The following is a 24,363-nucleotide window of genomic DNA, read 5'->3' as shown; positions in this document are numbered from 1 at the left end:
CGCGAGCCGCGATGATCGGCTCATGACGGAACTACCCGCGGCACCGGCGACCGTCGGCACCACGTGCTCGTACTGCGGCGTGGGCTGTGGAATCACCGTCGAGACCACCCTCGGCCCGGACGGCGCGCCGATAATCGCGAAGGTCCGCGGGACCAAGCCGCACCCGGTCAATGCCGGACGGCTGTGCACCAAGGGCGCCACCCACGCCGAACTCATGCGGGCCTCCGGCCGGATGACCACTGCCCTGCGGCGCGCCGAACGAGGCGCGGGGCCCGAGGCGGTCGACATCGACGCGGGCGTGCGCGAGGCCGCCGCCCGGCTGCGGGCGATCCTGGACGAGCACGGACCCGACGCGATCGCGCTCTATGTGTCCGGGCAGATGACGCTCGAGGCGCAATACCTGGCGACCAAGCTGGCCAAGGGGTACCTGCGCACCGTTCACATCGAATCCAACTCGCGACTGTGCATGGCCAGCGCGGGCACCGGATACAAGCAGTCCCTCGGCGCTGACGGGCCGCCCGGATCCTACGACGACCTGGATCGGGCCGATCTGTTCCTCGTGATCGGCGCGAATATGGCCGACTGCCACCCGATTCTGCATCTGCGCATGGCCGACCGCCGCAAGAGCGGCGGCGCCAAACTCATCGTCGTCGACCCGCGCCGCACCGAAACCGCCAAGGACGCAGACCTTTTCCTGCAGATCGCCCCGGGCACCGACCTGGCGCTGCTGAACGGCCTGCTGCGGCTGCTGGTCGACAACGGCGACATCGACGCCGAATTCATCGCCGCGCACACCCAGGGCTGGGAGGCGATGGCGGAATTTCTCGCCGACTATCCGCCGGAACGGGTTTCGGAGATCACCGGCCTGCCCGAGGACGACATCCGCACGGCCGCACGGTGGATCGGCGAGGCGGGCGAGTGGATGTCGCTGTGGACGATGGGCCTGAACCAGTCCACGCACGGCACCTGGAACACCAATGCCCTGTGCAATCTGCACCTGGCCACCGGCGCCATCTGCCGACCGGGCAGCGGGCCGTTCTCGCTGACCGGGCAGCCGAACGCCATGGGCGGCAGGGAAATGGGCTACATGGGTCCCGGACTCCCCGGTCAGCGCACCGTGCTGTCCGAGGCCGATCGCACCTTCGTCGAAACCGCCTGGGACCTCGAACCGGGCACCATCCGGCCCGACGTCGGGCCCGGCACGATCGAGATGTTCCGGGGCCTGGCCGACGGACGGATCCGGGCCTGCTGGATCATCTGCAGCAATCCCGTTGCCTCGGTGGCGAATCGCAAGACGGTGATCGCCGGGCTGGAGGCCGCCGAGCTGGTGATCACGCAGGACGTGTATGCGGAGACGGCCACCAACGCCTACGCCGACCTGCAGCTGCCCGCCACGCTGTGGGCCGAGGCCGACGGGGTGATGGTGAATTCGGAACGGAGCGTGAGCCTGCTGCAGCGCTCGGTGCCACCGGTCGGCGACGCACGACCGGACTGGCAGCTGATCGCGCAGGTGGCCACCGCGATGGGATTCCCGGGATTCGATTTCGCCTCGAGCGCCGAGGTATTCGACGAGATCCGCCGGTTCGCGAACCCCGCCACCGGATACGACCTGCGCGGCATCACCTACGACGGGCTGCGCGAGGGACCCGTGCAGTGGCCGTGCCCCGATCCGGCCCAGCGGCGCAACCCGATTCGCTACCGCAACGACGGGATCAGCCAGCATCCGTTCGCCGACGAGTCCGGGCACCGGCCCGAGCTGGCGTTCGCGACGCCGAGCCGGCGGGCGGTGTTCTGGCCGCGCCCGCACCTGATGCCCGCCGAAATGCCGGACGACGATTACCCGTTCGTGCTGAACACCGGCCGCCTGCAGCATCAGTGGCACACCATGACCAAGACCGGCAAGATCGCGAAACTGGCCAAGCTGACCGGGGATCCGTTCGTCGAGGTGCATCCCGACGACGCGGAACGGCTCGGTCTGCGGCCGCCGGATCAGCTCGAAATCACCTCGCGCCGTGGGCGTGCGGTGCTGCCCGTGCGGATCACCGATCGGGTGCTGCCTGGAATGTGTTTCGCACCGTTCCACTGGAACGACGAGCACGGTGAATATCTGACGATCAACGCCGTCACCAACGATGCGGTCGATGCCGATTCGCTGCAGCCCGAATTCAAGGCGTGCGCGGTCGCGTTGCGGCGCATCGCGGTCGAGCCCGCCGCGGCCGGGCAGGTCCCGCAGCCCGGCCGAGTTCCGCGGCCTGCAGCGTTGGTTGAGGGCGGGACGCATCCGCTTGCCCGCATGCTCGGCCTGGACACCTTCGCCGCGCCGATGCTGAGCGATACCGAGCGCATCTACCTCGGCGGCTATCTAGCGGCGCTGGTCACGCTTCCGGTGGAGGGGCAGCCGGTGATGCCGGAGTCCGCGCCACTGTCCCCGCAGAGCCGATTGTGGGTCGACGGGATGCTTGCGGGGATGTACTCCCGCTCCGGCAGCGCGGCCCCAGCGGCCGAATTTCTCGGTGAGACACCAGCTCCGGCCCCGCGCGCGATCACCGTGCTGTGGGCCTCGCAGACCGGCACCGCGGAGGAGTTCGCGGCGGCGGCCGCACAACGCCTCACCGAATCCGGTTACGCACCACGGCTGGTGGAGATGAACTCGTGTGAGCTCACGGAGCTGACCGGCGACGCGCTGGTCGTCACCAGCACATTCGGCGACGGCGGTCCCCCGGACGGCGGCGCGGATTTCTGGGAGCGCCTGTCGGACAGCGAGATCCGGTTGAATTCGCTGCGGTACGCGGTCTTCGCCCTCGGCGACTCGTCCTACGACGACTTCTGCGGTCACGGCCGCAAGCTCGACGAGCTGCTCGCGAAGTCCGGCGCCACCCGACTGCTCCCGCGGGTCGACAGCGAGCCCGACCATTCGCCGCGGTCGGATGAATGGCTCGACGAGGTGCTGACCGCACTTGCGGAGGGCAACGGCGTTGGGCCACAGCCCGATCGGAGCGATGGCCGGGGCGGGAACGATTCCACAGTGGGCTCCAACGGCCGAGCCGGTGCCGAACCCGGCCGAGTGTCCGTATCCGCCTACGCAACCCCTCGACCCGGCATCACACTGCCGGGCAACGGATTCGGCTCATCCGGCGCAACCGTTCGCCCGGCTGTCGGGTCCCCGCTGACGGTCGCCCCTCGGCCCCAACCGGTTTCCACCGGCGCCGCTCGCGCCAATCGCCGGCAAGCGACCGTCCCCGCCTTCACCCGCAACGCCCCCACCCCCGCCCCGCTCGTGCGCAACGAACTACTGTCCCGCCCCGGCGCCGCGAAGGAGGTGCGACAGTTCGGATTCGACCTGCGCGATGCCGAGGCGACCTACGAGGCCGGCGATTCGCTCGGCGTCTGGCCCTCGAACGACGAGGCGCTGGTGCGCGAATGGCTGGAGGTCACCGGCCTGGACGGGGACCGCATCGTGGACCTCGACGATCGGGAATTGCCGCTGGCCCACGCGCTGCGCACCCGCTACGACATCACCCGGGTCAGCACCGACCTACTGAATTTCATTGCCACACACAATCCGAGCCAGCAGCTGGCCAAGCTGCAGCGCCGTGACAACCGGCTCGAGCTCGACCGCTACCTCTGGGATCGGCAGGCCGTGGACGTGCTGCGCGACTTCCCGGTGCACACGGATCTGATCGACTGGCTGGGCACGCTGAAACGGCTGCAGCCGCGCCAGTATTCGATCTCGTCGAGTCCGAAGGTCAGCCCGCACGAGGTGCAGTTGACCGTCGGGGTGGTGCGCTACGGCGGATCCGGCGCCCGGCGCGGCGGGGTCTGCTCGACCTTCCTGGCGGACCGTGGCCACGAGGCGCCGGTGCCGGTATTCCTGCAGCGCGCACCGCATTTCCGGCCGCCGCTGGATCCGAACGCGCCGATGATCATGGTCGGTCCGGGCACCGGTATCGCCCCGTTCCGCGGATTCCTGCACGAGCGGCGCGCGCTGGGCTGCCGCGGCCGCAACTGGCTGCTGTTCGGCGATCAGCACGCCGCGGACAACTTCTACTATCGAGCCGAACTCGAGGAGCTGTTCCGCGACGGCTTCCTCACCCGCCTGGACGTGGCGTTCTCCCGCGACCAGCGCGAGCGGATCTACGTGCAGCACCGGATGCTCGAACACGGCGCCGAACTGTGGTCGTGGCTGCAATCCGGCGCCCACCTGTACGTGTGCGGCGACGCGACCCGCATGGCCCGCGACGTCGACGAGACCCTGCTGACCGTCGCCCGGATCCACGGCAACCTCTCCCCGGAGGCCGCCACCGCCTACCGCAAGCAACTGGTCGCCGAGAAGCGATACGTCCGCGACATCTACTGAGCCGCATCGCCCCCGGACCGGCCTGTCACCCGGACCGAGCCACCACCCGGCCGAACCCCACGGCCACCGAGCCGACGGCGACCCGTGACGTCCGCCGCAGCTTCGAAGCCCTCGCACCGGTGTGTGATCAGACCGCGGGCGGGTTGAGCCGGGTGAAGCCCGGCAGGCGGTAGTAGGCGTAGTACGGGTAGGGCGGGGTGAGGGCACTCGCCTTGTCCAGCCGGGCGATCTGGTGCGCGTCGAGTTCCCAGCCGACCGCGCCGAGGTTCTGACGCAGCTGATCCTCGTTGCGGGCGCCGACGATGACCGTGGCGACCGTGGGCCGTCGCAGCAGCCAGTTCAGGGCGATCTGCGGGACGGTCCGGCCGGTCTCGGCGGCGATCTCGTCGAGCGCGTCGACCACCGTGTACAGCAATTCGTCCTCGACCGGCGGGCCCGCCTCGGCCGTCTTGTGCAGACGGCTGCCGTCCGGAATCGGCTGTCCGCGACGGATCTTCCCGGTGAGCCGGCCCCAGCCCAGCGGGCTCCACACCACCGCGCCGACGCCCTGATCGATGCCCAGGGGCATCAGCTCCCACTCGTAGTCGCGGCCCACGAGCGAGTAGTACACCTGGTGCGCGACATAGCGCGGCAGCCCCTGCCGATCCGCGGCCGCAAGGGATTTCATCAGCTGCCAGCCGGAGAAGTTGGAGGCGCCGACGTATCGGATCTTGCCCGCGCGCACCAGCTCGTCCAGGGCCGAAAGCACCTCCTGAACCGGGGTCCGGGCATCGAAGGCGTGCAGCTGGAACAGGTCGATGTAGTCGGTGCCCAGCCGACGCAGCGCGGCCTCGACCGCGGTGATCAACCGGGACCGGCCCGATCCGGCATCGTTCGGACCGTCGCCCACGGGCAGGGCGGCCTTGGTGGACAACAGCACTCGATCGCGCCGCCCCCGGATCGCCTCGCCCAGTACCTCTTCCGAGGCGCCGTCGGAGTACACGTCCGCGGTGTCGAACATCGTGACGCCCGCCTCGAGCGCGATGTCGACCAGCCCGCGCGCGGCGCGCGCGTCGGTATCGCCCCACGCGCCGAACAGCTCGCCGCGACCACCGAACGTGCCCGCACCGAAGCTCAACGCCGGAACCATCAGACCCGAGGCGCCCAGCCGACGATATTCCATAACAACCCCTAACGGAACCAGAGTTTCATTAACATCCGACACGCTACACTCATCCGAGCATTAACGGAACTGGAGGCCCGTTATGAATCCGGACACAGCCGCACCGGGCCTGGCGCGCCCCGGCGGGCGCACCGCCCGCGTGCGCGAATCCGTCCTGCGCGCGGCGGGCGATCTGCTCGCCGAATACGGCCTCGCCGGGCTGGACCTGGCCGAGGTCGCGGCCCGCGCGGGCGTGGGCAAGACGACGGTCTACCGCCGCTGGCGCACCCCGGCCGGACTGGTCGCGGACCTGCTGGCGGAGATGGCCGAGACGTCGCTGCCGCACTCCGACACCGGTTCCCTGCGCGGCGATCTGGTGGACAACGCGCGCCTCGTCGCGCGCACGCTCAACGATCCCCGCCAGGGCCCGCTGTTCAAATCCCTGCTCGCGGCGGCCGTCTCGGATCCCGCGGCCACCTCGGCCCTGCACCACTTCTACGACGTCCGGCTCACCGAATGGGCGCCGTGCATCGACGCGGCGGTGGCCCGGGGCGAGCTTGCACCCGAAACCGATGCCCGCGCAGTCCTTTCCGCGGTTTCGGCCCCGCTCTACTACCGCCTACTCGCCACTGGCGACCTCATCGACGACGACACCGCGGTCACCGCCGCCGAGGCGGCCGCCTTGGGCGCCCGGGCCGGATTGTTCACCCGCAACGCCTGATTCACTCGAGGTCGATGCGGATCGTCATCAGGTCGGTGCCGAGCATGCGCACATTCCAGCTGTTGAAGCGGGGCAGCTCGCGCAGCCGGGCGCGGGCGTCGTCGTCGGGCAGCAGGTGCGCGGTGCCGGTATGCCAGCGCGAGCGAATCTGCACGCGCACCCGGGGATCCGCCGCGATATTGCGCACATAGGCCGCCGCGAGCCCGTGGTTGCTGACCATCCAGAACGAACCCCCGACCACCCGGCCGCCCACCGGGGTCCGGCGCGGCAGGCCGCTGCGCCGGCCCGTGGTCTCGAGCAGGGCCTGCCCGGGCATATGCCCGACCAGCCGGCGCATGAGGGGATTGGCGATGCGCCGGTGATACCAGCTCACGCGCCGCCGCTTGGCCGCCGCCGAATCCGCGGTCTTCGAAGTCATTCGTGCCACCACCTTGTGAGTACCAACAGTCTCGATAAATTTTATCCGTACCGTCGGTTCCGTCAACCGTTAGTGTTGACCCGTGCCGAATCCGCTGCCCCGCCCACACACCGGCCGCCGCCGTAACGACGCCGCCCGTCGGGCAGTCCTGGACGTGACCGCCGAACTCCTGGGCCGGGCGGGCCCCACCGTCACGGTCGCCGACATCGCCGCTGCCGCCGGTGTGAGCAAGCAGACGATCTACCGCTGGTGGCCGTCCAAGGGCGCGGTGCTGCTGGAGACGATGACCGAGTGGGCGCGCAGCACCGCGCCCGATCGCGATACCGGCGCGGTTCGCGAGGATCTGCGGATCTTCCTGACCGCGACATTTACCGCCGCGACGGGATCGTCCTCGGGCTCGCTGCTGCGCGCGGTGCTGGCCGAGGCCCAGACGGATGCGGCCACGGCCGAGCTGCTCGCCGCCTTCACCGCCGACCGCCACGCGATTCTGTATCGCATCCTCGAGCGCGGCCGCGAACGCGGCGAACTACCGGCCGACGCCGACCTGGACCTGCTGACCGACCAGGCATTCGGCCTGCTGTGGTACCGCCTCGCCGTGGCCCACACCCCGCTGGACGCGCAGGTCGCCGCCCGCCTCACCGATTCGCTGTGCGGGCGCGAAACGGCCGACGGCCCCCGCTGATGCACATGCACGCGCGGTCCGCAACCCGCTGGTCAGCCGCGGAAAGTGCTGGTAACGGCCCGCGATCGGTCAGGGCCGCCAGGCGGGGTCACGGCCGGTGAGACCCAGCACACGATCCAGCGCTGGCGCATCGGCGGCGACGGCGACCCGGGGACCGAACAGGCCCGGAACCCCCTCCGCGGGAGTGTCGGCGAGCATCTCCAGCAGGATCACCAGGTCTTCCTCGCGGGGTGCGAATGATTGCCCGGTCGCGCGAGCCAGATCCCAGCCGTGCACGATCACCTCGTCGAGCGCGAACCGCGCCATCTGCGGGGCCGGGCCGGTCGCGCCGCCGACCTCGGTCTCGCCCTCCCAGGCCGCGGGTTCCCGCCAGGCCTCGACCAGCGACTTCGATTGCACCGCTGTACGAGACCGCCAGTCGCCCGGCAGGGCGTCGGGCGCGGGCGCGGCGGGCGGCACCGAGCGGCCGATCGACTCCTTGGTGGCGCCCTGCCGGAACGCCTCGGTGAAGCCGAGCACGTGCCCCACCAGCACGCCCACCGTCATGCCGGTGGGCGTGGGGGCGGCGAGCTGATCGTCGGAGATCCCGGCGACCACCTCCTCCAGCAACGTCGCGGCATGCTCGAGATCGAACATCGATGCGGTCACGGCTCTCCTCGAAAATCCATGGCCCGGAACGCACCCGGGCCCCTGCGAATGCAGACGATCCGGGCCCGCCGAATTCATCGCCGCGCTTGCCGCTGCACGTGCGGGCTGGTTCCGCAACCCACTCGTTAGCGGCGGAAAGCGCTGGCAGCGAGGATAATTGGGGGATGAAGGGTGATCGTGTGGAGATCGTCGTCGATATCGGCGGCGGCTCGCGAAATTACGAAATTGCCGCGACCCGGGCGGGGCGCCGGGTCGAGGTCCGCATCGCGCGCGGCGTGGTCGAGGTCAGCGAGGTCACGAGGTCGGGCACCGCCGTGCGCACGGCTCGCTTCATGGCCGGTCGGACGCTCGCGCTGGTAGAATTCCCGGCAGATAAGGGCCCACTTGCGGGCGAATGAAAATTGGCTCCAGGAAGCGTCAGCGAACCGCAGGCCGCCGATTCGAGTCTCCCGGCACTTTCTGGTGCGATGCCACCGCGACAACTGATTTCGCTAGCACATGGGTAACTCACCGGGTACGCCCACAACTGGACGCGCCGTCAACCGCCGGCCCGAAACGCAAGCCTCCCGGCACGCTGAGGCGCGGGGAGGCGGAGGAGTGCACCGGATGTCCGACAACACCATCGTCACCATCGACGCGGTCCCGGAAGCCGATCTCGCGGAACAGTCCATAGCCGCCTACCCCAACGACGACGAGCTCGAGCCGGAACTCCCCATCGCGGCGGATCGTGAGGCCGCCGAGGCCGACGTGCTCGAACAGTCCATCGCCGTCCCCTACGAGGACGACTACGCCGAGCCCACCGACTACTGAACCGGCTCGCCGGCCGATTCCCCTACCCGGTAATCCCCGCCCGGACCGTGCCGTGCAGCTCACGCAGGCTCGAACGCTCGGTGGCGACCTCGAGCACCCGCATGCCGTGCGCGTCCCTGCCCAGCTCCCGCGCGAGTTCGGCCGGATCGACCTGGCGGTGCGGCACCCGGTAGGCCGCGCACATGGCGGCCAGGTCCATGCCGTGCGGTGTGCCGAACACCCGCTCGAACACCCCGGCGTACTGCGGATCGCCCTGTTCCAGCAGCTCGAAGATGCCGCCGCCGTCGTCGTTGGCGACCACGATCGTCAGGTTCTCCGGACGCGGCTCACCCGGGCCGATCAGCAGCCCGGACGCGTCGTGCAGGAAGGTCAGGTCGCCGATCAGCGCGACGGTGCGGCCCGGATGGCTCAGCGCGGCGCCGACCGCGGAGGACACCGTGCCGTCGATACCGGCGACGCCGCGATTGGAGAGCACCCTGATTCCGGGGCGCGGATGGGACACGAGTGCCGCGTCCCGCACCGGATTCGACGCGCCCAGCAGCAGCTGATCGCCCTCGCCCAGCGCGTCCATGACCACCGCGGCGACGTGCAGGCCGGTCGGCTTGGGGTGCCGGGCCAGCTCGTCGCGCACGACGCGGGTGGCCTTGGCGTTCATCTCGGCGCAGTGCTCGAGCCATTCGGCGCGCGGGGCGCCGCTGACGATCGCGCGGGTGCCGGTGCCGACGACATTGCCCGAGACGTCGGGCCAGCGCGGACCGGTCGTCAGCGCGTAGACGGTCACCTCGGGATCGGCGAGCACGCTGGACACCTGACGGTGCAAGGTGGGCCGTCCGGTAATGATGGCCTGGCGCGGCTTCAGCAGCGGCAGCGCCAGCGGGTGCAGCGCCGGGCCGTGCATCGGCGCGGTCGGCTCGGCCACGGTCGGTAGCGCGGCGAGCTCGGGCCGATGCCCGGCGCCGTGCCCGGACACGACCACGGTGTCGAGGGTCAGATCGATCTCCAGCGGCACGTCCAGCGTCGCGTATTGGCTTGCGGTCCAAGGCATTCCACCCTCACGCCCGGCCGGGATATACTCCCCCGCCGCGAGATCGGGCACGAGCGGCTCGCGCAGCGGGATATCCAGCTGCACCGGCCCGGCATTCCCGGACCGGGTGCCGCGCGCCGCGGCCAGCACCCGGCACACCGCCGCCCGCCAGACGCTGTTCTGGCGCCGGTAGCCATCCTCCCGCTCGGCCAGGCCCAGGCTGTTGGCGAGCCGCACCTGGCTGCCGAACAGGCCGAACTGCTCGACGGTCTGATTGGCGCCGCTGCCCAGCATCTCGTAGGGCCGGTTCGCGCTCAGCACGATCAGCGGCTGCCGCGCGTAGTTCGCTTCCAGCACGGCCGGGCCCAGGTTGGCCACGGCGGTGCCCGAGGTCATGACCACGGGCACGGGCCGCCCGCTGGCGACGGCCAGGCCGATCGCCAGGAAGCCCGCGGTGCGCTCGTCGACCCGCATGTGCAGCCGCAACCGGCCCGCGGCATCGGCGGCCTGCAGCGCGAACGCCAGGGGCGCATTACGCGAGCCCGGACACAGGACGACGTCCTGCACACCCCCGCGCGCCAGCTCGTCGACGACGACGTGCGCCTGTGCTGTCGAAGGATTCACACCCCCACCCTGTCAGACAGCGGGAGGCAGTGGGGCGTCGCCCCGCTCACACTCCGCAAGCACATCAACTTAGGGTTTACTAACCAAACCCGCGCCGAGGTCGTGGCCACCCAGCGGATCGGCCCGAGCTTCGTCCGCGACTTCCGGGACGCCGGGGTCTACGGTCGGCCTGCTGGACGAGAGGATCATGCATCAAGCGCCACAACACAGTTCGCGGTTGCTGCTGGTGGCCGACGAGCGCGCGCTGGGCGCCGTCGCGGGCGTCCTGCGTTCGACCCCAAGTGATCTGCGTGGTGCGGCATTCCTGGAGGTCGCGCATCCGGCTCCGCGCAGGAGCCGGGGCAACCCGACGGCATGCGGGTGCACCGGCTCACGCGCGCGGACCATCAGATCGGGAGCCTGGCTCCGAATGCGGTGCGCGCGGCCGAACTTCCCGCCGCGGGGTCCATGCCTTCGTCGCCGGCGAGCGGAAACTCGCCGCGGGCCCGCGCCATCCGGTCACCGAGCGCGGAATCGCGACGGGCGATGTGACTTTCACCGGTTACCGGCGAGTCGGCAAGGCGCAGGGCTGAATTCGCTCGGAACCGAATTCGTTCGGCGGCCGAATCACGACCCGGCCGCCGAACGTCGAACCTCTTACTCCGCGTGACGCTGGACCAGGTCGGCGACCCGGGGAAGGGCCTCGACAACATGCTTCTTGGCCGAGGAGCGCAGCGAGGAGTAGACCTTCTGCAGGGCGGGACGAGAGGAGCTCTCGGCCCGGGCGTCGGTAACCGACAGCAGCGCCTCGGCGACCTCGTCCTGCTTGGCGGCCAGAACGTCCGCGAAGCTCCCCTGACCCGAGCCCTTGAACTCGTTCCAGTACGGCTCGAGCTTCTCGACGAACTTGGGCACGAACGAGGACAGCGCGTCGGCGATGATCGTCGGGCTGACCTTCTTCACCGCGGCGTAACCGCCCTTCACGGCCAGGCCCGACGCACCCCCCTTATCCGACACCTCTGCATCCAGAACCTTCTGGGCATCGGCCAGGAAGGCCTCCCGCTTGGTATCGTCGAGCAGGGATTCAGACAGTGCTGCAACCACTTTCAGGTTCCTCCGGATAGATTTTCGATGAGCGAGCGGACGCAACTATACGCACCGGACGATACCGGCACACGTCGCTGGCACAACTAGGGCTGCCAAGGCAGTAATTGCACCATAAGCCCTTCACATTCGGCGAGCAGTGTTTCGGATTCGTCACGCAGCCTTGCACTTACGAAAGTCTTGCGTCCCTCGACGCGATCAACGGTGCCGTCGACCACAAGCGGAGTGTGCAGCGGAGTGATCCGACGGTAGTTGACGTGCAGAAACGCGGTGCGGCTGATCGGCCGGCCGGAGTAGTGCACCAGCGAGCCGAACAGATCGTCGAACAGCAGCGGCAGCACCCCGCCGTGCACCGCCCCGTTGCCGCCGAGGTGATAGCGGCGGAATTCGCCACGCATCGTCACACCGGTCGGCCCCGCGGTCACGGTTCGCCACGGCGGCATCAGCAGGCTGCCGCGGCCCGGCAGCGTCGGCACCCGTCCCGCGGGGCCCTGCATCTCCGGCGCCCGGTACGGCTCGAGCAGCTCGATCAGTCCCCGGGCCTGCGCCAGCGCCCACCCGAACACCTCGTCGGGGCAGTCCACCGACACCGTCAGGTCCTGCAGGGTGCGCATGGCCTCGACGAACGGCGCGAATTCCGGACCGGGCACGGCATCCTCGGCCTTGGGAAATCCGCCATGCTTGTCGTATCGATCCTCGTCGATCGCACTCCGATCGATGACGGGCTCCGCACTCTCGCTCATCCCTGCACGTTAACTCGGGTTCTTACGCCGTCAAACCCAACCGGCCGGTAGCCGGGCGTCACCGACACATCACGCGAATATCACGCTGCACCGGATCCGTTGGGCGAAGGTGGCATTCGCGTGGTACCACGCACCCGCACACGGGTGGGAATGAAGGACGGGGAAGATGGCTCGGGTGACGTTCAATCCGAAACTGTGGGAGCCCGTGGCGGGTTTCGAGGACCTGACCGACATCACCTATCACCGGCACCTCGAGCAGGGCACCGTGCGGGTGGCGTTCGACCGGCCCGAGGTGCGCAACGCGTTCCGCCCGCACACCGTCGACGAGCTGTATCGCGCCCTCGACCACGCGCGGATGACCTCCGATGTCGGCGCGGTCCTGCTCACCGGCAACGGGCCGAGCCCCAAGGACGGCGGGTGGGCGTTCTGCTCGGGTGGCGATCAGCGCATTCGCGGGCGCAGCGGCTACCAGTACGCGTCCGGGGAGACCGCCGAGACCGTCGACAAGGCCCGCGCGGGGCGGCTGCACATCCTCGAGGTGCAGCGGCTGATCCGGTTCATGCCCAAGGTGGTCATCGCGCTGGTCAACGGCTGGGCCGCGGGCGGCGGGCACAGCCTGCACGTGGTGTGCGATCTCACCCTCGCCAGCCGCGAGCACGCGCGCTTCAAGCAGACCGACGCCGATGTGGGCAGCTTCGATGCCGGCTACGGCAGCGCCTACCTGGCCAAGATGGTCGGGCAGAAGTTCGCCCGCGAGATCTTCTTCCTCGGCCGCCCCTACACCGCCGAGCAGATGCACGCGATGGGTGCGGTGAACGCCGTCGTCGACCACGACCGGCTCGAGGACGAGGCGCTGGAGTGGACCGCCGACATCCTCGGCAAATCGCCGCAGGCGCAACGCATGCTGAAGTACGCGTTCAACCTGACCGACGACGGCCTGGTCGGCCAGCAGCTGTTCGCCGGGGAGGCCACGCGCCTGGCGTACATGACCGACGAGGCCGTCGAGGGCCGCGACGCGTTCCTGGAGAAGCGCGCGCCGGACTGGAGCCCGTACCCCTGGTACTTCTGACGCGGTGCTGGTGGCCGGAACCGGCGGCGCGGGTTCCGGCCATGAGCGCGCCGAAGTGAGGGAAGCGTGGCGACTACCCTGTGCCGGGTGGAGATCCTGAGCGCCCGAACCCTGCTGCGCCCCGTGGACTACGAGCGCACGCTGGCGTTCTATCGCGACGGGCTGGGGTTGGCGATCGCCCGCGAATATCCGGGCGGCACCGTGTTCTTCGCCGGGCAGGCACTGCTCGAGGTCGCCGGGCACGGCCGCGGAGACGATGCCCCCGCGGGATTCTCCGGCGCGCTGTGGCTGCAGGTACGCGATGCCGCGGCCGCCGCGGCCGAGCTGACCTCGCGCGGCATCCCGATCGATCGGCCGCCGGTGCGCGAGCCCTGGGGGCTGATCGAGATGTGGCTGCGCGATCCCGACGGGGTGCCGATCGTGCTGGTCGAGGTTCCCGCGGACCATCCGATCCGGCGCGATCTCCGCTGAGCGTCGCCCCGGGGCACGACGCGCCTTACCACTCGGCGCACTCGCGCCATGCGGCGACCTACCGGTCTGTTTTACGGGTCCATAACGCACACTGAGGGTGTGACCGCCGAACTAGCCGTTCTGCTCATCGTTATCGTCACCGCACTGGTCTTCGACTTCACCAACGGTTTTCACGACACCGCCAACGCGATGGCCACCTCCATCGCCACCGGCGCCCTCGGACCCCGCACCGCCGTCGCACTGTCGGGCGTGCTGAATCTGCTCGGTGCGTTCCTGAGCGTCCAGGTGGCCGCGACCGTGGCCGAGGGGATTGTCCGGCTCAACAGCGTGAGCGGCAGCGAACTGCTGGCCATCGTGTTCGCCGGCCTGGTCGGCGGCATCCTGTGGAATCTACTGACCTGGCTGCTCGGGTTGCCATCGAGTTCCTCGCACGCGCTGTTCGGCGGCCTCATCGGCGCCACCATCGCCGCCCTGGGCTGGAACGGGGTGATCTGGACCGCCGGCAAGCAGGGCGTGCTGACCAAGATCGTGGTGCCGGCCGTGCTGGCGCCCGTGGTGGCCGCGCTGGTCGCGGCGATCGGCACCTGGCTGGTGTATCGCATCACCCGCGGCAGCGAGCAACGCGTGGTCGACCGCGGATTCCGCTGGGGCCAGATCGGCTCGGCCTCGCTGGTCTCGCTCGCGCACGGCACCAACGACGCGCAGAAGACGATGGGCATCATCTTCCTGGCCCTGATCGCCCACGGCACCAGCAAGCCGGGCCAGGAGATCCCGCTGTGGGTGATCGTGGCCTGTGCGCTGGCCATGGCGACCGGCACCGCGCTCGGCGGCTGGCGCATCATCCGCACCCTGGGCAAGGGCCTGGTCGACATCACCCCGCCGCAGGGCCTGGCCGCCGAATCCACCAGTGCCGCAATCATCCTCACCTCCGCCCACTTCGGCCTGCCGCTCTCGACGACGCAGACGGTGACCGGCGCGATCCTGGGCACCGGCCTGGGCCGTCCGGGCGCCGAGGTGCGCTGGAGCGTGCTGGGCCGGATGGCCGTGGCATGGCTGGTCACCCTGCCGCTGGCCGGACTCGCCGGTGCGGGTTGCTGGGCGCTCGCACACGCGATCGGCGGGCTGCCGGGAGTGCTCGTGGTGTTGGCCGTGCTGATCGCGCTGTCGGGGTACATGTATCTGCGCTCGCGCCGGACGCCGGTGAGCGCGAGCAATGTCAACGACGCGTGGGACGAGCCGCGCGGCACCGTGGCTGCGGACGGCTCGGGACACACCACCACGGGTGCGAAATCTCCATTCATCATCGAACCGGTGGACGACCCTGCGGTGCGCGATCCGAAATCGGCGGAGAGGGCCTGATGCACACCGTGATCATGGATTTGCAGCAGCTGTGGCGGGTCACGCTGGCCGCCCTCGTCTTCGGCGCCGGGCTGCCCCTGACCTTCGCCGTCGGCGTCCGCTACCAGTCCGCCGGACGCGCCGGGACGCTATCGCTCACCCGGCGGCGCACCGCACTCGCGATCGCCGCACTGTGCTACGCCATCGTGCTGGCCGTGGTCGTGGCCGGAGTGCTGTACGTCGCCAAGGATTTTCTCGCCACCCGTCTCGGCATCCACCTGTTCTGACCAGCCCGCGCCGCCGAAAGGACGACCCGTGACACAACCGCCGCCACCCCGGCGACAACCGGCGCCCGCCGACTCCGCGGCGTCGCAGTCGATACTGCGCACAGTGCTCGGCTGGCTCCGGGCGGGCTACCCGCAGGGCGTGCCGCAATCGGACTACGTCGCGCTGCTGGCGGTGCTGCACCGCCGGCTCACCGACTACGAGGTGCGCATTGTCGTCGACGAGCTGGTACGCGAGCGTACGGGTGACGACGAGATCGCCCGCCACGAGATCGAGGAGGCGATCAGCCGAGTTGCCAAAGAGCTGCCGGGCGAGGACGATATCGCTCGAGTGACCTCCCGGCTCACGGCTGGTGGCTGGCCACTGGCGACACCGACGTCCGATTGACCCCGACCCCCGAGTTGACCGAAGGAGGCGCGGGGACCCGTTCGCGGGTCGTCGGCGCGGACATGACACGATCGCGAACTGTGAGTGGAGCGAAGCTGAGCGAACCGCTGGTACAGCGCGCTTCGCGCACGACGGATCCGAGCGTCGGCGAGGTGGAGTCGTGACCACTCTGCGCACCCTCCCCATGCCGACCGGCGCATCGGTGGGCGATGTGCTGCCGCACCTGCGCGGCGCCCTCGAGGGCAGCGGTCCGGCCTGGCTGCCGGTACCCGGCGGCGACCGCCGCGAATCGCACCGGCTCTCCAGCGCCCTGCGCCCGGGCGAACCGATCGACGACGACATCGTCCTGGTCGTCACCACCTCCGGCACCACCGGCGTGCCCAAGGGCGCCATGCTCACCGCGGCCGCGTTGCGCGCCAGCGGCGAGGCCACTCACGAGCGCCTGGGTGGCCCCGGCCAGTGGCTGCTGGCGCTGCCGACCTATCACATCGCGGGTCTGCAGGTGCTCATGCGCGGCATCCTCGCCGGCACCGAACCGGCCGTGCTCGACGTCTCGGACGGCTTCCTGACCAGCGGCCTGACCAGCGCGATCACCGGTATGACCGGCCCGCGGCGGTACACCTCGCTGGTCCCGACCCAGCTGATCAAATCGCTGGACGACCCGGCCTGCGCCGAGGCCCTGGCGTCACTGGACGCGGTGCTGGTCGGCGGCGCCGCCACCCCCCTGCCGGTGCTCGAGCGGGCCCGCGCGGCCGGAATCACCGTCGTGCGCACCTACGGCATGAGCGAGACCTGCGGCGGCTCGGTCTACGACGGGGTGCCGCTGACCGGGACCACCGTGCGCATCGAGGACGGCCGGGTCCTGCTCGGCGGCGCCATGCTCGCCCGCGGCTATCGCGGCCTGCCCGATCATCCGGCCTTCGCCGAGCCGGGCTGGTTCCGCACCGACGACGCCGGTGTGTTCGAGGACGGCGTGCTCAGGATCACCGGCCGCCTCGACGAGGCCATCACCACCGGCGGGCTGCTGGTGCTCCCGCAGGTCGTGGAGGCCGTGCTGATCGAGCACCCGGCGGTGCAGGAGTGCGCCGTACTGGGCCTGCCCGACGAGCGCCTGGGCCAGCGCGTCGTGGCCGCCGTCGTCCCGGTCGCCGGCGCGACACCGACCCTGGACGAGCTACGCGCCTACGTCACCACGGAGCTCGATTCCACCGCGGCACCGCGCGAACTGGCCCTCGTCGAGGAGATACCGCTCCGCGGCCCCGGCAAGCCCAACCGCACCGCCCTGCGCGAGTACTTCCTCACCGCCACCCCCTGACGCCGGTCTTGCGCCGCGACGCAACGACGGCGCAAGGCGCGTGCAAGACGGGCGCCGCACAGTAGCGGCATGACTTCTTACACACCCGCCGATGCCCTCGCGATCGAGGCGGACGGGCTGGTCAAGGTCTTCGGGGAGCAGCGGGCCGTCGACGGCGTGAGCCTGGCGGTGCCGCGGGGCGCCGTCTACGGCGTGCTGGGCCCCAACGGAGCCGGTAAGACCACCACCATCCGCATGCTCGCCACCCTGCTGCGCCCGGACGGCGGCAGCGCCCGGATCTTCGGCCACGACGTGGTCGCCGAGCCCACCGCCGTGCGATCCCTCATCGGGGTCACCGGACAGTACGCGTCGGTCGACGAAAAGCTCACCGCCACCGAGAATCTCGTGATCTTCTCGCGCCTGCTGGGCCTGAGCCGGGCCGAGTCCCGGCGCAAGGCCGGCGAACTGCTCGAGGAGTTCGGGCTGACCGAGGCCGCGAACAAGGCGCTGGAGAACTTCTCCGGCGGCATGCGCCGGCGCCTCGACCTGGCCGCCAGCCTGATCGCCACGCCGCCGCTGCTGTTCCTGGACGAGCCCACCACCGGCCTGGACCCGCGCACCCGCGCCCAGATGTGGGAGACGATCCGCCGCCTGGTCCGCGAGGGCGCGACGGTGCTGCTGACCACGCAGTACCTTGACGAGGCCGATCAGCTGGCCGACCGGATCGCGGTCATCGACCACGGCAGGGTCATCGCCGACGGCACCTCCGACGAGCTGAAGTCCTCGGTGGGCCTGTCCGCCCTGCAGCTCACCGTCGCCGATCGCGACCGCCTCGAGCAGGCCCGCACCCTGATCGGCGAATTCCTCTCCCGCGCGGCCGGCCGCCTGGTCGAGGCGACCATCACTCCGGAGGCGGGCCGGGTCACCGTGCCGCTGGACGATCCGAGCCTCACCACCGATCTGCTGATCCGGTTGCGCGACAGCGACATCCGGATCGATGAGATCAATGTCAGCAAGCCCAGCCTGGACGAGGTGTTCTTCGCGCTCACCGGGCATGGCGCCGAATCCGATTCCCCCACCGACTCTCAGGAGAGTGCGGCATGACCACCACCATCACCGCGCCCGCGACCAGCGGGCGGCACGCGGCCAAGGCCGCGATCCCCGAGGTGAGCAATCACATCGGACTCCGCCAGGCCGTGGCGAATTCGCTCACCATGGCCTACCGCGGGATTCTGAAGATCAAGCACAATCCCGAGCAGCTGTTCGACGTGACGATCCAGCCGGTGCTGTTCACCGCGCTGTTCGCCTACATCTTCGGCGGCGCGATCGGCGGCAGCGTGCACAACTACCTGCCCGTGCTGATTCCCGGCATCCTGGTGCAGACCGTCGTGCTGACCTCGGTCGTCACCGGCACCCAGCTGCGCGAGGACATGGACAAGGGCGTGTTCGACCGCTTCAAATCCCTTCCCATCGCCCGTGTTTCGGCCCTGGCGGGTGCGCTGCTCGCCGACATGGTCCGCTACGGCATCGCCACGACGCTGACCGTCGTCGTGGGCCTGATCCTGGGCTACCGGCCGGGCGGCGGTGTCGTGGGCGTGGTCGCCGCGGGCCTGATCGTGGTGTTCTGCTCGTTCGCGATCAGCTGGATCTGGGCGCTGGTCGGCGTCACCGGCAAGAGCGCCGCGTCGGTGCAGGGCATCTCGATGATGATCATGTTCCCGCTGACGTTCATGTCCGGCGCGTTCGCCCTGGTGAAGACGATGCCGGGTTGGATGCAGGCAATCGACAAGGCCAATCCCGTTTACTACATGGTGAATTCGTGCCGCGAGCTGATGAACGGCAACGTCTACACCAGCAATATCGCGTGGTGCCTGATCGGTTCGGCCGTCGTGATCGCGATCTTCGCGCCGCTGGCGATCCGGGCCTACATGCGCCGGGCGTAACTCGCTCCCGCACTGTGATTTCCGCAGACAGAGCCCGTCGGACAACCGGTCCGGCGGGCTCTGCCGTTCACTCCCGGTTGCCTCGTCGTCACAGCGGGACGCCGTGCGACCTATTGGACCTGCCCCGAAATCTGCTCCAGGAGAGCCATGATTCGCCTTCCGGCTGCGCGACGCCCGATCTTCGCCGCACGTCGACGCGGCTCGGCCATCAGATCGTCCGCGACCACCGCGCCGTGATGCGCCAGATGCCGCTCGATCCGCATCGACGGACTGTCCTGCCGGGCGGTCGTCTTGGGCGCGAGCGCGATCAGCTCCCGGGCGAGGTCCGGAAAGCGGTCGGTGGCAAGCAGATACGAGCCGAGGGCCAGCGCGACCGAACCGATCTGCGGCAGGTCGATGTACTGAGCGAGCTGGTCGCGGGTGATATCGACGAGTTCCTGCGGCAGCGACGGCACCGCATCCAGGCCGCCGTACAGCACATGCGAATCCAGCACCCCGGCGGCGACCATGACCATGCCCGGACCGGCGAACTGCGCCCGGACCGGCCACGCATACAGCTCGAGCACCTGGCGCGCGCGCCGCAGTCCGGCCTCGATCTCCCCCTGCGCCAGAGCCAATTCGGACCAGCCGACCTGCACCGCGGCCCGTCGGTGGTTCGGGCGCAGCACCGGATCGTCCGGTCCCGCATCGCCATCGATGTATCCCGCAGCCATCTCGAGTTCCCACCGGGCCTGCTCCAGATCGCCCGCCCCGATCAGCGAAACGGCCATGTACGCGGCGAATTCGGAAATCTCGTCGAAGGAGCGCAGCTGCTGCAGGGCATCCACCGCCCGCCGGTAGTGCGCCGCCGCCTCGCGATAGTGCGCGATCTGCGAGGTCAGCTGAGCCATGTGCTGGAACAGCATCGCGGTACCCCAGACATCGCCGGGATCCAGTTCGCGCATGGCGGACTGCGCATCTCGCATCGAACCGCGCACGTCGCCACCGTTCTCGCGGATGTTGGCGCGCAAAAGCAGTGCGGTCCACCGGATGTCGTGGTCGTCGGATCGGACGCCCTCGGCGAGCTTGCGCGTCACCCGCGCCGGGGTCGGCTCGGCGCACATCAACTCGCCGACGAAGCGCGATCCCCGCGACAGCGCCGTCGACGTGCGCAGCAGCCGCCGAAGCCGGATCCGAAGCGTGGCGATCTCACGCATGCCGGCGTTGGCGAACATCAGATGCAAGCCCAGCATCGCATGCGCACCCAGCTGCAGATTGTCGAAGGGCTCGGCGGCGCGCGCGGGCGGCGGCGGCACCGCGGAAACCCTGGGCAGCCAGCCGATCAGCTCCGCGTGCGCCCCGCGGATGGCCCACAGCACCGCGGGCAGCGGGAAGACCGTGTAGACGGTCTCGGCGTCGTCGGTGTCGCAGGCCTGCCGCAGCACCGCGAGCAGGTTGTCCAGCTCGGTGGCCACCGAAAACACGACCCCGACCTGTTCCCGCGCCGTGTACCGGCAATACGCGTCAACCGCGAAATCCCTGGCCCACCGGGCCATCCGGTCCATCACCAGCTCCGCCTCACCGGCGGCGGCGAGCTGCTCCTCGCCGAATTCCCGCACCGTTTCCAGCATTCGGTAGCGGGTGCCGCCGAGCTCGTCCTCGAGCACCGACAGCAGCGACTGGCTCACCAATCCGTCCACGGCGGCGGCAATGTCGCCGACCTCGGGGCCGTCGGCCACGATCTGCGCGGCGGCGAAGGTGAAACCGGCCGGGAAGCGGCACAGCCGCCGCAGCGCGATGCGCTGCGGCTCGCCGAGCAGATTCCAGCTCCACTCGATCACCGCGTGCAGGGTGCGGTGGCGCTGCGGCGACGTGCGATCCCCACTGCGCAACAACGTGAATCGATGCTCGAGGCGCGCGTCGATCTCCTCCACGCTCATGGTGCGCGCCCGCGCCGCGGCCAGTTCGATCGCCAGCGGCAGCCCGTCCAGGGTGCGGCACAGCCGGGCCACCACCACCGGGTCCAGGCGCACCGACGGCCGCACCGCGCGGGCCCGCGATTCGAACAGTTCGGTGGCAGGCGAGCCGTGCGCGTCGATCGCCAACGGCGGCAACGGATATACCGTCTCCGCGGTGATCTCGAGCGGCGCGCGGCTGGTCGTGAGCACCGTCAGCCGGTCGCAGGCTCCGATGAGATCGGCGACCACCTCGGCGACGCCGTCGATGAGGTGCTCGCAGTTGTCCAGGATCAGCAGCATGGGGCGCGCGGCCACGGCATCACGCAGGCGCTGGCGCCCGTCGATCTTGCGCGACCGCAGACCGGTGGCGTCGCGGACGACCTCGGCGACGCCCAGCGCGGCGCTGATGGCGGCCTCCACCTCGACGCGGGCATCCTCGGGCGCGGCGCGCACCGACGCCAGCTCGATCAGCGCCACCGCCGCCCCGGCCGCCGCCCGCAGCCCCAATTCGTTTGCCACCCTGGTCTTTCCGGTGCCGCCCGGCCCCAGCACGGTCGTCACCCGGGAGGCGTGCAGCAGATCCAGCAGCGCGCCCAGGTCAGCATCGCGACCCAGTAGCGGATTGGGTGCGGCCCGCAGGCCGATCGCCGCTGGCGCAGAAACGTTGGTGGACAGGGTATTCGGGGATGGCGCTGCGGAGCTCGTGGTCCCGCCGTGCCAGGGAGCGCCCGTTTGCCACATCTCGGCATCGGCGGAGCTACCCTGCGTGGCACCGGTATTCGGGGCCCAGGTCTGCCAGGTCTCAGCACTCATGGACCCGCCCTGGGCGGAACCGGTGTTCGACGATCCACCCTGCTGGGCCTCGGGATTCTCGGCCCCTCCTTGCACAGGACCGGGACTCGACGCCCCAGCCTGTCGAGATCCGGCATTCGACAGTCCAGCGTGCGGGAATCCCGGCCGCGGGGGCTCGGACGCCGCCCGATGCGCGGTCCCCGGGGGTCGCGGCGCGGTCATCGGCTCGCCGCGCAGGATCGCGGCGTTGAGCTCGATCAGCGCCGGCCCGGGGTCCGCGCCGAGTTCATCGGCCAACCGTGCCCGCATGGCCGCGAAGATCTCCAGCGCCTCGTTGCCGCGCCCGGAGGCCGCGAGCAGCCGCATCAGCAGGCCGTGCGCAGGCTCGTCCAGCGGCCGCGCCGCGGCGATACGGCGCGCCATCCGCACCGCGCCGTCCAGATCGCCGGACGCCTCGCGGGAGGCCAGCTCCAGTTCATCCAGTGCGGCCCAGCGGGTCGCGGCCAGGTCGGCCAGTTCCTCGGCGACCGGGCCGGGCGGCAGATCGGCGGCGGGCTCGCCGCGCCACAGCGATCGGGCGCGGTCCACCAGGTCCAGGCAGGCCCGGTCGTCGCCGGCGGCGTGCAGCTCGCGGGCCCGGCGTTCGAGGCGGCGGGCCAGCGTCAGGTCGATCTGCTCTTCGGCCAGGATCAGGCGATACCCGGCCGGACCGGCCTCGAGCGCGCCCTCCGGCAGCGCCGAACGCAACCGCGAGACCTGGGTGTGCAGGGCGTTCATCGGTACGCGCGGCGGCTGATCGCCCCAGACTTCCCCGATGAGCGCCTGGGCGCTGCGGCTGCGGCCAGGATGGGTGGCGAGGGCCGCGATCAGCAGCCGGGCCCGAGCGCCGGGCACCGCCGCACGCCCCGCGACGCCGTCGCGACTCAGCGCGATCTCACCCAGCAGCGACACGCACACCGTTGCACCGACGGGATTTTCGGCCCCGGACGGCGGGCCCGCGAACGAACTCGCGACCCGGGAGGACGGCGCCGCCTCCTGGTCCGCGGCCGACCGGGCGTGCGACATCCGGTTGCCGGTCGTCCCGGCGCCCGCGGAACCGCTGTGATCAGGAATCATGCCGTACGCCATCGTATGTGAGCGGTCCATTGATTATCGGGCACGCGGCGCCCGGACCACCCCTCACGGATCCGCGTCACGTTCACCACACAATACTCCGATATATCGACATAATGCTACCGATAATGATCCGTCCCGGCCACGCGAAGTGTGGAGCACAGCACTAGGCTTCGAGCATGGCTAGTGCAGCACAGTGGCTCGAAGGCGCGCGTCCGCGGACCCTTCCCAATGCCATCGCCCCGATCCTCGTCGGCACCGGCGCAGCCGCCTCGCTCGGCGCCGCCGTGTGGTGGAAAGCGCTGTTGTCGCTGCTGGTCTCGCTGGCCCTGATCATCGGGGTCAACTACGCGAACGACTACTCCGACGGCATCCGCGGCACCGACGACGAGCGGGTCGGCCCGCTGCGACTGGTCGGGTCCGGGCTGGCCTCGCCGAAGGCCGTGCGCGCCGCGGCATTCGCCTGCCTGGGCCTCGGCGCCGTCTTCGGCCTGGTGCTGGCGATCACGACCGCGTGGTGGCTGCTGCTGGTCGGCGTCCTGTGCCTGGCCGGGGCCTGGTTCTACACCGGCGGTAGTAAGCCGTACGGCTACAGCGGTTTCGGTGAGGTCGCGGTCTTCGTCTTCTTCGGGCTGATCGCGGTGCTCGGCACCGAATTCGTGCAGGCGCGGCGGATCGACTGGGTCGGCCTGGCCGGCGCGGTGGCGGTCGGCGCGTTCTCCAGCGCGGTGCTGGTGACCAACAATCTGCGCGATATCCCCACCGATTCGGTGACCGGCAAGACCACGCTGGCCGTCCGCCTCGGCGACGCCCGTACCCGCACACTGCATCTGGTGCTGATGGTGGTGCCGTTCGTGGCCACGCTGGCCCTGGCCGCTCGCACCCCGTGGACGCTGCTCGCCCTGCTGGCCATCCCGCTCGCCGCGCGCTCGAACACGCCGGTGCGCGGCGGGCAGCAGGGTCCGGGATTGATTCCGTCGCTGCGCGATACGGGCCTGGCGATGCTGCTCTGGTCGCTGCTGACCGGCCTGGCCCTGACCCTGTTCTGAGCCGGCTACTTCCGGCCGCCCTCGGGCACGAAGATGCCCAGTACCCAGTTGACGACGGTGATGATGATGGCGCCGAGCACCGCGGCGCCGAAGCCGTGGACCCGCAGACCATAGGAGGTGGTCTCGGTGATCACGGCGGTCAGCCACAGCATCAGGGCGTTGATGACCAGCAGGAACAGCCCCAGGGTCAGCACCACCAGCGGCAGCGACAGCATCTTGACCAGCGGCTTGACCAGCGCGTTCACCAGGCCGAAGATCAGCGCGACGACGAGCACCACGATGATCTTCCCGGTGTTGCCCTTGTCGGCAGGGCTGATCAGCTCGATGTGGTGCACCCAGTGCGAGGCGAGCCAGATCGCGACGGCGTTGATGATCAGGCGTAGGAGGAAGGCCATGGCGTCATGTTAACCGTCACCACGCCCCGGCACCGGACA

Annotated in this window: 22 protein-coding genes; 14 read left to right on the top strand and 8 right to left on the bottom strand. The window is 70.1% G+C overall.

What is annotated here, in order from left to right; all coding sequences use genetic code 11:
- Positions 1–22: 22 nt before the first annotated feature.
- A complete protein-coding gene (locus tag KO481_RS04920) occupies positions 23–4,357 on the top strand; it encodes a bifunctional nitrate reductase/sulfite reductase flavoprotein subunit alpha (protein ID WP_215915658.1) in 4,335 nt (1,444 codons plus the stop codon).
- Positions 4,358–4,484: 127 nt separating this feature from the next.
- On the opposite strand, the gene KO481_RS04915 is transcribed toward KO481_RS04920, so the two are convergent.
- Positions 4,485–5,519, bottom strand: a complete 1,035-nt coding sequence (locus KO481_RS04915) for an aldo/keto reductase (protein ID WP_215915657.1) — start codon at positions 5,517–5,519, stop codon at positions 4,485–4,487.
- An 82-nt stretch (positions 5,520–5,601) separates the two neighbouring features.
- On the opposite strand from KO481_RS04915, the gene KO481_RS04910 reads away from it, so the two are divergent.
- Positions 5,602–6,219 carry a TetR/AcrR family transcriptional regulator gene (locus KO481_RS04910; protein ID WP_215915656.1) on the top strand — a complete coding sequence of 206 codons (618 nt, stop codon included), beginning with the start codon at positions 5,602–5,604 and terminating at the stop codon, positions 6,217–6,219.
- A 1-nt stretch (position 6,220) separates the two neighbouring features.
- On the opposite strand, the gene KO481_RS04905 is transcribed toward KO481_RS04910, so the two are convergent.
- Positions 6,221–6,637, bottom strand: coding sequence for a nitroreductase/quinone reductase family protein (locus tag KO481_RS04905; protein WP_215915655.1), 417 nt, complete (start codon positions 6,635–6,637; stop codon positions 6,221–6,223).
- Positions 6,638–6,719: 82 nt separating this feature from the next.
- Here KO481_RS04905 and KO481_RS04900 point away from each other — a divergent pair, with 82 nt between their 5' ends.
- The gene (locus tag KO481_RS04900) at positions 6,720–7,319 is read left to right on the top strand and encodes a TetR/AcrR family transcriptional regulator (RefSeq protein WP_215915654.1); all 600 of its coding nucleotides are present in this window, start codon (positions 6,720–6,722) and stop codon (positions 7,317–7,319) included.
- A 69-nt stretch (positions 7,320–7,388) separates the two neighbouring features.
- On the opposite strand, the gene KO481_RS04895 is transcribed toward KO481_RS04900, so the two are convergent.
- Entirely contained in the window at positions 7,389–7,967 is a 579-nt protein-coding gene (locus KO481_RS04895) for a TIGR03086 family metal-binding protein (RefSeq protein ID WP_308166320.1), read from the bottom strand.
- Between the two features lie 179 nt (positions 7,968–8,146).
- On the opposite strand from KO481_RS04895, the gene KO481_RS04890 reads away from it, so the two are divergent.
- Both KO481_RS04890 and KO481_RS04885 read left to right on the top strand, forming a co-directional pair.
- Positions 8,147–8,365 (top strand): DUF8836 family protein, encoded by a 219-nt coding sequence (locus KO481_RS04890; RefSeq protein ID WP_308166318.1) that lies wholly within the window; start codon positions 8,147–8,149, stop codon positions 8,363–8,365.
- A 208-nt stretch (positions 8,366–8,573) separates the two neighbouring features.
- Positions 8,574–8,777, top strand: a complete 204-nt coding sequence (locus KO481_RS04885; protein WP_215915652.1) for an Rv3202a family protein — start codon at positions 8,574–8,576, stop codon at positions 8,775–8,777.
- Positions 8,778–8,799: 22 nt separating this feature from the next.
- Here the strand turns inward: KO481_RS04885 and menD are convergent, their stop codons facing one another.
- The 3 genes from menD to KO481_RS04865 form a co-directional block, all read right to left on the bottom strand.
- Positions 8,800–10,425, bottom strand: a complete 1,626-nt coding sequence (gene menD / locus KO481_RS04880) for a 2-succinyl-5-enolpyruvyl-6-hydroxy-3-cyclohexene-1-carboxylic-acid synthase (protein ID WP_215915651.1) — start codon at positions 10,423–10,425, stop codon at positions 8,800–8,802.
- A gap of 636 nt (positions 10,426–11,061) precedes the next feature.
- Positions 11,062–11,508, bottom strand: a complete 447-nt coding sequence (locus KO481_RS04870) for a DUF6918 family protein (protein WP_215915649.1) — start codon at positions 11,506–11,508, stop codon at positions 11,062–11,064.
- Between the two features lie 86 nt (positions 11,509–11,594).
- The gene (locus KO481_RS04865; RefSeq protein WP_215915648.1) at positions 11,595–12,251 is read right to left on the bottom strand and encodes a PaaI family thioesterase; all 657 of its coding nucleotides are present in this window, start codon (positions 12,249–12,251) and stop codon (positions 11,595–11,597) included.
- Positions 12,252–12,417: 166 nt separating this feature from the next.
- On the opposite strand from KO481_RS04865, the gene KO481_RS04860 reads away from it, so the two are divergent.
- From KO481_RS04860 to KO481_RS04825, 8 genes are all read left to right on the top strand, one after another.
- The gene (locus KO481_RS04860) at positions 12,418–13,320 is read left to right on the top strand and encodes a 1,4-dihydroxy-2-naphthoyl-CoA synthase (protein ID WP_215915647.1); all 903 of its coding nucleotides are present in this window, start codon (positions 12,418–12,420) and stop codon (positions 13,318–13,320) included.
- Between the two features lie 87 nt (positions 13,321–13,407).
- Positions 13,408–13,791: a VOC family protein gene (locus tag KO481_RS04855; protein ID WP_215915966.1), complete on the top strand. Its 384-nt coding sequence runs from the start codon at positions 13,408–13,410 to the stop codon at positions 13,789–13,791.
- A gap of 99 nt (positions 13,792–13,890) precedes the next feature.
- Positions 13,891–15,150, top strand: a complete 1,260-nt coding sequence (locus tag KO481_RS04850) for an inorganic phosphate transporter (RefSeq protein WP_215915646.1) — start codon at positions 13,891–13,893, stop codon at positions 15,148–15,150.
- The gene (locus KO481_RS04845) at positions 15,150–15,416 is read left to right on the top strand and encodes a hypothetical protein (RefSeq protein WP_215915645.1); all 267 of its coding nucleotides are present in this window, start codon (positions 15,150–15,152) and stop codon (positions 15,414–15,416) included. The genes KO481_RS04850 and KO481_RS04845 overlap by 1 nt, the downstream gene beginning before the upstream one ends.
- A gap of 91 nt (positions 15,417–15,507) precedes the next feature.
- Positions 15,508–15,801 (top strand): DUF3349 domain-containing protein, encoded by a 294-nt coding sequence (locus KO481_RS04840; RefSeq protein WP_308166355.1) that lies wholly within the window; start codon positions 15,508–15,510, stop codon positions 15,799–15,801.
- A gap of 184 nt (positions 15,802–15,985) precedes the next feature.
- Positions 15,986–17,116: an o-succinylbenzoate--CoA ligase gene (gene menE / locus KO481_RS04835; protein ID WP_245400485.1), complete on the top strand. Its 1,131-nt coding sequence runs from the start codon at positions 15,986–15,988 to the stop codon at positions 17,114–17,116.
- Positions 17,117–17,185: 69 nt separating this feature from the next.
- Positions 17,186–18,199 (top strand): ATP-binding cassette domain-containing protein, encoded by a 1,014-nt coding sequence (locus tag KO481_RS04830; RefSeq protein WP_215915642.1) that lies wholly within the window; start codon positions 17,186–17,188, stop codon positions 18,197–18,199.
- The gene (locus KO481_RS04825; protein WP_215915641.1) at positions 18,196–19,038 is read left to right on the top strand and encodes an ABC transporter permease; all 843 of its coding nucleotides are present in this window, start codon (positions 18,196–18,198) and stop codon (positions 19,036–19,038) included. The genes KO481_RS04830 and KO481_RS04825 overlap by 4 nt, the downstream gene beginning before the upstream one ends.
- 110 nt (positions 19,039–19,148) lie before the next feature.
- On the opposite strand, the gene KO481_RS04820 is transcribed toward KO481_RS04825, so the two are convergent.
- Positions 19,149–22,883 (bottom strand): AfsR/SARP family transcriptional regulator, encoded by a 3,735-nt coding sequence (locus tag KO481_RS04820; RefSeq protein WP_245400265.1) that lies wholly within the window; start codon positions 22,881–22,883, stop codon positions 19,149–19,151.
- Between the two features lie 176 nt (positions 22,884–23,059).
- On the opposite strand from KO481_RS04820, the gene KO481_RS04815 reads away from it, so the two are divergent.
- A complete protein-coding gene (locus KO481_RS04815) occupies positions 23,060–23,929 on the top strand; it encodes a 1,4-dihydroxy-2-naphthoate polyprenyltransferase (protein ID WP_215915640.1) in 870 nt (289 codons plus the stop codon).
- Positions 23,930–23,934: 5 nt separating this feature from the next.
- On the opposite strand, the gene KO481_RS04810 is transcribed toward KO481_RS04815, so the two are convergent.
- Positions 23,935–24,324: a phage holin family protein gene (locus tag KO481_RS04810; protein ID WP_215915639.1), complete on the bottom strand. Its 390-nt coding sequence runs from the start codon at positions 24,322–24,324 to the stop codon at positions 23,935–23,937.
- Positions 24,325–24,363: the final 39 nt, after the last annotated feature.

Source organism: Nocardia albiluteola, from assembly GCF_018860155.1.
GTDB lineage: Bacteria > Actinomycetota > Actinomycetes > Mycobacteriales > Mycobacteriaceae > Nocardia > Nocardia albiluteola.
The sequence above is the reverse complement of the archived record's forward strand: the minus strand, read 5'-3'. Positions and strand labels throughout refer to the sequence as shown.